Source organism: Pantoea sp. CTOTU49201, assembly GCF_032054795.1.
Taxonomy (GTDB): domain Bacteria; phylum Pseudomonadota; class Gammaproteobacteria; order Enterobacterales; family Enterobacteriaceae; genus Pantoea; species Pantoea symbiotica.
Window position 1 is genome coordinate 1 of sequence record NZ_DAMBSA010000250.1, and the last position, 7,043, is coordinate 7,043.

Sequence of the window (7,043 nt, forward strand, 5' to 3'; positions counted from 1 at the left end):
GACCCTACGACGTAGGGTGCGCATTAATGCGCACCGGTTTTTAATATTAAAAATTCCAGTCCTCGTCTTCGGTTTCTACGGCTTTGCCCATAACGTATGAGGAACCGGAGCCGGAGAAGAAGTCGTGGTTTTCATCGGCGTTAGGCGACAGCGCAGACAAGATTGCCGGGTTCACTGCGGTCAATTCCGCCGGGAACAGCGCTTCGTAGCCGAGGTTCATCAGCGCTTTATTGGCGTTGTAGTGCAGGAAGGTTTTAACCTCTTCAGCCCAGCCGACTTCGGCGTACAACGCTTCGGTATACACCACTTCGTTTTCGTACAGCGCCAGCAGCAAATCAATCGCGAACTGTTGCAACTCTTCGCGGCGACCAGCATCAACGTTTTCCAGCGCTTTTTGGTACTTATAGCCGATGTAGTATCCGTGAACCGCTTCGTCACGAATGATCAGACGAATCAGGTCAGCGGTGTTGGTCAGCTTGCCACGGCTTGACCAATACATCGGCAGCCAGAAACCGGAGTAGAACAGGAACGATTCAAGGAACACGCTGGCGATTTTCTTCTTCAGCGGATCCTCGGCGCGATAGTGCTCCAGCACAATCTTCGCCTTGTTCTGCAGCGCTTCATTCTCTTCACTCCAGCGATAAGCCACATCGACATCTGCGGTGTTACACAGCGTGGAGAAAATCGAACTGTACGAACGCGCATGCACCGCCTCCATAAAGGAGACGTTCGACAGCACGGCTTCTTCATGCGGTGTAATCGCATCTTCCATCAGACCCGGCGCACCAATCACGTTCTGGATGGTGTCGAGCAGCGTTAAGCCGGTAAACACCCGAATCGTCAGCTGCTGTTGCTGGTGGTCCAGCGACTGCCACGCCGGCAGATCGTTGGAGAGCGGCACTTTTTCCGGTAGCCAGAAGTTGCTGGTCAAACGGTTCCACACTTCGAGGTCTTTCTCGTCCTGGATGCGGTTCCAGTTAATCGCTTGAATTTGTTTTAGCTGCATAGTTTTCATCACAGTGAGCAGGAGACGCAGCCCTGCACCTCGGTGCCTTGAAGCGCCATCTGGCGCAGACGAATGTAATAGAGCGTTTTGATGCCTTTCTTCCACGCGTAGATTTGCGCTTTGTTGATATCGCGCGTGGTGACGTCGTCGCGGAAGAACAGCGTCAGCGACAAGCCTTGATCGACGTGCTGCGTGGCTTCGGCGTAGGTATCAATAATCGCTTCCGGCCCAATCGAGTACGCATCCTGATAAAGGTCGAGATTGTCGTTGGTCATAAACGGAGCCGGATAATAGACGCGGCCAGTTTTGCCCTCTTTACGGATCTCAATGCGCGACACAATCGGGTGAATGCTGGAGGTCGCATGGTTGATGTACGAGATCGAACCGGTTGGCGGAATCGCCTGCAGGTTCTGGTTGTACAATCCATGCTGAATCACCGCTGCACGCAGCGCTTGCCAGTCGGCCTGCGTTGGCAGAGCCAGTCCGGCATCGGCAAACAGTTTTGCCACGCGCGCGGTGCGCGGCAGCCAGCGCTGTTCGACATATTTATCGAAGTAACTGCCGCTGGCGTATTTTGATTCGGCGAAACCGTCAAAACTCTTCTGATGCTCCTGCGCCAGCAGATTCGAGGTGCGCACGGCGTGATAGGTGACGCAATAGAAGTAGAGATTGGTGAAATCCAGCGCTTCTTCTGAACCGTACGCCATGCCTTCGCGCGCCAGATAACCGTGCAGGTTCATCTGACCCAAACCAATCGCGTGCGAGCGGCGATTGCCTTCCGCCACCGACGGCACAGAATTAATCTCACTCATCTCAGAAACGGCGGTCAGCGCACGCACGGCGGTTTCCACGGTTTGCGCCAGATTGCGTGAATCCATCGCATGGGCAATGTTGAGCGAGCCGAGGTTGCAGGAGATATCTTTGCCGACGCGACGGTAGCTAAGATCGTCATAGAACTCGCTGGCGCTATTAACCTGCAAAATCTCGGAACAGAGATTACTCATGTTAATGCGACCGGCAATCGGGTTACTGCGGTTCACGCTGTCTTCGAACATGATGTACGGATAGCCCGACTCAAACTGAATCTCTGCCAGCGTCTGGAAGAAATCACGCGGCTTGATGTAGGTTTTGGTGATGCGATCATCCGCCAGCATCTCGTCGTAATGCTCGCTGATGCTGATATCACCAAAGGCTTTGCCGTAGATGCGCTCGACATCGTACGGCGAGAACAGCGCCATATCGCGATTCTCTTTCGCCAGCTGGAAGGTGATATCCGGGATCACCACGCCGAGCGACAGCGTTTTGATGCGGATCTTCTCGTCGGCATTTTCGCGTTTGGTATCGAGAAAACGGAAAATATCCGGGTGATGCGCATTCAGCCACACCGCGCCTGCGCCCTGACGCGCACCAAGCTGGTTGGCGTAGGAAAACGCATCTTCCAGCATTTTCATCACCGGAATCACGCCCGATGACTGGTTCTCAATGCGCTTAATCGGCGCACCTGATTCACGCAGGTTAGAGAGCAGGAACGCTACGCCGCCGCCGCGTTTCGACAGCTGCAACGCCGAGTTCACCGCGCGACCAATCGATTCCATGTTGTCTTCGATGCGCAGCAGGAAGCAGGAGACCAGCTCGCCGCGCTGCTGCTTACCGCAGTTAAGGAAGGTTGGCGTAGCCGGCTGGAAGCGACCGCTCAGCATCTCCGCCAGCAGCTCGCGCGCTAAGGTTTCATTGCCGCGTGCCAGCGTCAGCGCCACCATGCAGGCGCGCTGTTCGAAAGTTTCCAGATAGCGTTTGCCGTCGAAAGTTTTCAGCGTATAGCTGGTGTAAAACTTCCATGCACCGAGGAAGGTGTGAAAAGTGAAACCTGCCGCATCGGCTTCATTGTGCAGCTGGCACAGGAAAGCGAAATCGTACTGATTCAGCACTTCGGCTTCGTAGTAGCCTTCTGCCACCAGATAGCGCAGGCGTTCGCCCGCAGAGGCAAACTGCACGGTATTGGGTTGCACATGCTGCAGGAAGAACTGACGCGTCGCTTCGTGATCTTTGCTGAACTGGATGCGGCCATCGGCGTCATACAGGTTCAGCATCGCGTTAAGCGCGTGGTAATCCGTTAGCGAGCTGTTTAGGGTGTCTGTCGTTGCCAAAATTGGGTCACTCCCGCTTTTACATTAGCGATATCGTCGGGGGTTCCCATCAGCTCAAAGCGGTAGAGATAGGGAACCTGACATTTCTGCGCAATGATGTCGCCCGCCAGGCAATAACCTTCACCGAAGTTGCGGTTACCGGCAGCAATCACCCCGCGAATCCCGCGTCGGTTGGCATCATCATTGAGGAATTGAATCACTTGTCTCGGCACGGCTCCGCGCGAACTGCCGCCGCCGTAGCTCGGCACCACTAAAATGTAGGGCTGCTCGATATGCAGGCGCTGCGTGCCATCAACCGGAATACGGCGGGCAGGCAGCCCAAGACGCGTGATGAATCGGTGCGTGTTTTCCGACTGGCTAGAGAAATAGACCAGTGGAAACATGGCTTATCCCCCGACGGCCGCGAGCTGGCGCAGGCTGGCAATTTTGTCGGGACGGAAGCCACTCCAGTGATCGTCTTGCGTCATCACCACCGGCACCTGGCGATAGCCGAGAGATTTGAGGTTGTCGATGGCTTCGGGTTGGGTATCAAGGTTGATCAGCTGATAGTCGATACCTTTGCGGTCCATGGCATTTTTTGTCGCATTGCACTGGACACAGTTGTCTTTGGTGTAAATAATAATGCGCATGATTCGTATTTCCCTTTGATTGCGGTCAGATTGCGAGATACGAAGCAAATTCCTGTTTGCATCGAACTTCGTCCTTGACGACATTTGGTAGCTGGTTGATGGGTTGAATACTAGATGTAGTGATTAAAAGGGTCAAGCCCACCAGATATAGGGTTTTGTTATTTTGATCTTCGGATAATCGCTAAGCCCAGAGATCATGCGCCTTCCAGACCGGAAAAATTTTTTGTAAAGCGAATGAGGGTCATATCGCACTATCTCGCGCCCACAAAAAAGCCCCGCATCAGCGAGGCTTATTGAGTCTACTTTCAGGCTTATCGGCGTGAAGACACCAGCAGCGCACCTAGCACTAAACCGATTGCCGCACCCACGCCGACGCCGTGCCACGGCTTGTCGTGTACATAGGCATCAACCTGCGTACCGGCGTCACGCGCCGCTTGCGATACGCGACTCTGTCCGCCGCTCAGTTTGGCACGCGTCTGCTTCAGCAGCGCCTGCGCCTGGCTGCGTGCATTATCAACCTCATCTTTAGCTTCACTGCCATAAGATTTAAGTAACGCCTCTAGCGAATCGGCCAGTTCGTTTACATCCTGATTAATATCAATGTCATCGTTTTTTGCGCTTCGATTAAACATTTTTTAGCTCCCTTTGATTTAAAACGTAATACTCAGTGTAGACGAAGCGTGATTAAACGCAGGGATGTGCCAGGCTTTAGGGAAAATTCCGAATGCCCATGCCATCCTGCTGCTGTAAGGTTGCGGGGCTGTGTGAAGAGAGGAGCAAGCATGTATTTACGACCAGATGAGGTAGCGCGCGTACTTGAGAAAGTGGGCTTCGAAATGGATACCCAAACGCCAAAAATTTACGGTTATCGTCGCGGCGATAACTATGTGTACGTCAATCGCGAAGCGCGTATGGGACGGACCGCCTTAATCATTCACCCGACGCTGAAAGAGAAAAGCCAGAGCTTTGCTGAACCAGCCTCAGAGATGAAAACCTGCGATCACTACACGCAATTTCCACTCTATTTAATGGGCGATTCGCAGGAGCATTACGGTATTCCGCACGGCTTCAGCTCGCGCGTTGCGCTTGAGCGTTATCTGCAAGGCGTATTCGGCGCCTGATCTTGCGCCCCGTCATCGCGGGGCCGCAAATCCTCACTTAATCCTTACCTTCTGCCCCGTTGCAAATCCGCACGCTGACGCGTATAACCCTGTGTCCATATAGATGTTCAGACGTCCATACGGATAAATATGATGCAAACTCAGGATACGCCTCCGCAGGAAAATTTTAAGCGCACCATGAAAGTACGGCATCTGGTGATGCTGTCGCTGGGCGGTGTGATCGGAACCGGGCTGTTCTTCAATACCGGCTACATCATCTCCACCACCGGCGCAGCCGGTACGTTGCTGGCCTATCTGATTGGTGCGCTGGTGGTGTGGCTGGTGATGGTCTGTCTCGGCGAATTGGCTGTGGCGATGCCGGAGACCGGCGCGTTCCACGTCTATGCCGCACGCTATCTCAGCCCGGCCACCGGTTATACCGTCGCCTGGCTTTACTGGCTCACCTGGACGGTGGCGCTGGGTTCCAGCCTGACCGCCGCCGGATTCTGCATGCAGTATTGGTTCCCGAGCGTGCCGGTATGGGTGTGGTGTCTTGTGTTCTGCATCGCTATTTATCTGCTGAATATCGTCTCAACGCGCTTCTTTGCCGAAGGTGAATTCTGGTTCTCCATCATCAAAGTGATCACCATCATCGCCTTTATCATTCTCGGCGCAGGCGCGATCTTTGGTTTTATTCCGATGAAAGACGGCAGCGCCGCGCCGGGATTGCACAATCTCACCGCTTCCGGCTGGCTGCCGCACGGCACGCTGCCTATTCTGATGACCATGGTGGCGGTCAACTTCGCTTTCTCGGGCACGGAATTGATCGGTATCGCCGCCGGTGAAACCGAGCAGCCGCAAAAAGCGCTGCCGCTGGCGATCCGTACCACCGTTGCACGGTTGATCATCTTCTTTATCGGCACGGTATTCGTGCTGGCGGCGCTGATCCCGATGGATCAGGCTGGGATCGTCAAAAGCCCGTTTGTGCTGGTGTTTGAAAAGATCGGCATCCCGTATGCGGCGGATATCTTCAACTTCGTGATCCTTACCGCCATCCTCTCCGCCGCCAACTCCGGCCTGTATGCTTCTGGCCGCATGTTGTGGTCGCTGGCCAATGAGAAGACGCTGCCGCGCTGTTTTGCGCGCGTTAATCGCCGCGGTATTCCGGTGCTGGCGCTGACCGTGAGCATGATTGGCGGCTTGCTGGCGCTGTTCTCCAGCGTGATTGCGCCGGACACGGTGTTTGTGGCGCTGTCGGCGATTTCCGGTTTTGCTGTGGTGGCGGTGTGGCTCAGCATATGCGCCTCGCACTATGTGTTCCGTCGCCGTCATCTGCAGGCGGGCGGCACTTTACAACAGCTGGCGTATCGCGCGCCGCTCTATCCGCTGACGCCGATTCTCGGTTTCCTGCTTTGCCTGCTGGCGTGCGTCGGACTGGCGTTCGATCCGTCGCAGCGTATTGCGCTGTGGTGCGGCATTCCGTTTGTGCTGTTCTGTTATGCCGCATACCATGTCACGCAACGACGTAAGTCATCCCTTAAGGCTGAGGAGGCCAACGATGTCGCGTAATCCCATCGCGCAGGCACTAACCCAAACTGACACGCTGATTCTCGATGGTGCGCTGGCGACCGAGCTGGAAGCGCGCGGCTGCAATCTGGCCGATGCGTTGTGGTCGGCCAAAGTGCTGGTAGAAAATCCTGAGCTGATTTATCAGGTGCATCACGACTACTTTGCCGCTGGCGCGCATGTGGCGATCACCGCCAGCTATCAGGCCACGCCGCAGGGTTTTGCTGCGCGTGGATTAGATGAAGCGCAGGCGCTGGCACTCATCACCCAGAGCGTACAGCTGGCACAGCGCGCGCGTGACGACTATCGCGCATCCTCGGCCAGCACCGCGCCGCTGCTGGTGGCCGGATCCGTCGGGCCATATGGCGCTTTTCTGGCCAATGGTGCGGAGTATCGTGGTGATTACGCGCTGCCGGAAGAGGAGATGAAAGCGTTCCATCGTCCGCGCGTTAAGGCGTTGCTGGAAGCGGGCGTCGATCTGCTGGCCTGCGAAACGTTGCCGTCCTTCGCTGAAGCGCAGGCGCTGGTGAGTTTACTGGCCGAATTCCCTGACAGCAGCGCGTGGTTCTCTTTTACCCTACGCGATGCCGAGCAC

At 55.3% G+C, this 7,043-nt stretch carries 8 protein-coding genes; 3 read left to right on the forward strand and 5 right to left on the reverse strand.

Annotation, left to right across the window (positions count from 1 at the left end):
* Positions 1–46 precede the first annotated feature (46 nt).
* From nrdF to RTY00_RS16480, 5 genes are all read right to left on the reverse strand, one after another.
* A complete protein-coding gene (gene nrdF, locus RTY00_RS16460; protein ID WP_312665157.1) occupies positions 47–1,006 on the reverse strand; it encodes a class 1b ribonucleoside-diphosphate reductase subunit beta in 960 nt (319 codons plus the stop codon).
* 8 nt (positions 1,007–1,014) lie between these two features.
* Positions 1,015–3,153: a class 1b ribonucleoside-diphosphate reductase subunit alpha gene (gene nrdE / locus RTY00_RS16465; RefSeq protein ID WP_312665158.1), complete on the reverse strand. Its 2,139-nt coding sequence runs from the start codon at positions 3,151–3,153 to the stop codon at positions 1,015–1,017.
* Positions 3,132–3,536 (reverse strand): class Ib ribonucleoside-diphosphate reductase assembly flavoprotein NrdI, encoded by a 405-nt coding sequence (nrdI, locus tag RTY00_RS16470; protein ID WP_007886412.1) that lies wholly within the window; start codon positions 3,534–3,536, stop codon positions 3,132–3,134. Before nrdI ends, nrdE begins: the two co-directional genes overlap by 22 nt.
* A gap of 3 nt (positions 3,537–3,539) precedes the next feature.
* Positions 3,540–3,782 (reverse strand): glutaredoxin-like protein NrdH, encoded by a 243-nt coding sequence (gene nrdH / locus RTY00_RS16475; RefSeq protein ID WP_008101624.1) that lies wholly within the window; start codon positions 3,780–3,782, stop codon positions 3,540–3,542.
* A gap of 311 nt (positions 3,783–4,093) precedes the next feature.
* Positions 4,094–4,414, reverse strand: coding sequence for a DUF883 family protein (locus RTY00_RS16480; RefSeq protein ID WP_008101623.1), 321 nt, complete (start codon positions 4,412–4,414; stop codon positions 4,094–4,096).
* Between the two features lie 150 nt (positions 4,415–4,564).
* Between RTY00_RS16480 and RTY00_RS16485 the strand changes: the two genes are divergently transcribed.
* The 3 genes from RTY00_RS16485 to mmuM form a co-directional block, all read left to right on the forward strand.
* Positions 4,565–4,903 (forward strand): DUF2002 family protein, encoded by a 339-nt coding sequence (locus tag RTY00_RS16485; RefSeq protein WP_154155573.1) that lies wholly within the window; start codon positions 4,565–4,567, stop codon positions 4,901–4,903.
* A gap of 132 nt (positions 4,904–5,035) precedes the next feature.
* On the forward strand, positions 5,036–6,451 hold the full coding sequence (gene mmuP / locus RTY00_RS16490; RefSeq protein WP_312665160.1) for an S-methylmethionine permease: 1,416 nt from the start codon (positions 5,036–5,038) through the stop codon (positions 6,449–6,451).
* Positions 6,441–7,043, forward strand: a 603-nt coding sequence (gene mmuM / locus RTY00_RS16495) for a homocysteine S-methyltransferase (protein WP_312665159.1), incomplete at its 3' end; no start/stop codon positions are given. The genes mmuP and mmuM, both read left to right, overlap by 11 nt.

Bases quoted from the DNA above. Each gene is read 5' to 3' on its own strand.
- nrdH (WP_008101624.1), bottom strand. From the start codon at position 3,782: ATGCGCATTATTATTTACACCAAAGACAACTGTGTCCAGTGCAATGCG.
- RTY00_RS16480 (WP_008101623.1), bottom strand. From the start codon at position 4,414: ATGTTTAATCGAAGCGCAAAAAACGATGACATTGATATTAATCAGGAT.
- nrdI (WP_007886412.1), bottom strand. From the start codon at position 3,536: ATGTTTCCACTGGTCTATTTCTCTAGCCAGTCGGAAAACACGCACCGA.
- RTY00_RS16485 (WP_154155573.1), top strand. From the start codon at position 4,565: ATGTATTTACGACCAGATGAGGTAGCGCGCGTACTTGAGAAAGTGGGC.
- mmuP (WP_312665160.1), top strand. From the start codon at position 5,036: ATGCAAACTCAGGATACGCCTCCGCAGGAAAATTTTAAGCGCACCATG.
- nrdF (WP_312665157.1), bottom strand. From the start codon at position 1,006: ATGCAGCTAAAACAAATTCAAGCGATTAACTGGAACCGCATCCAGGAC.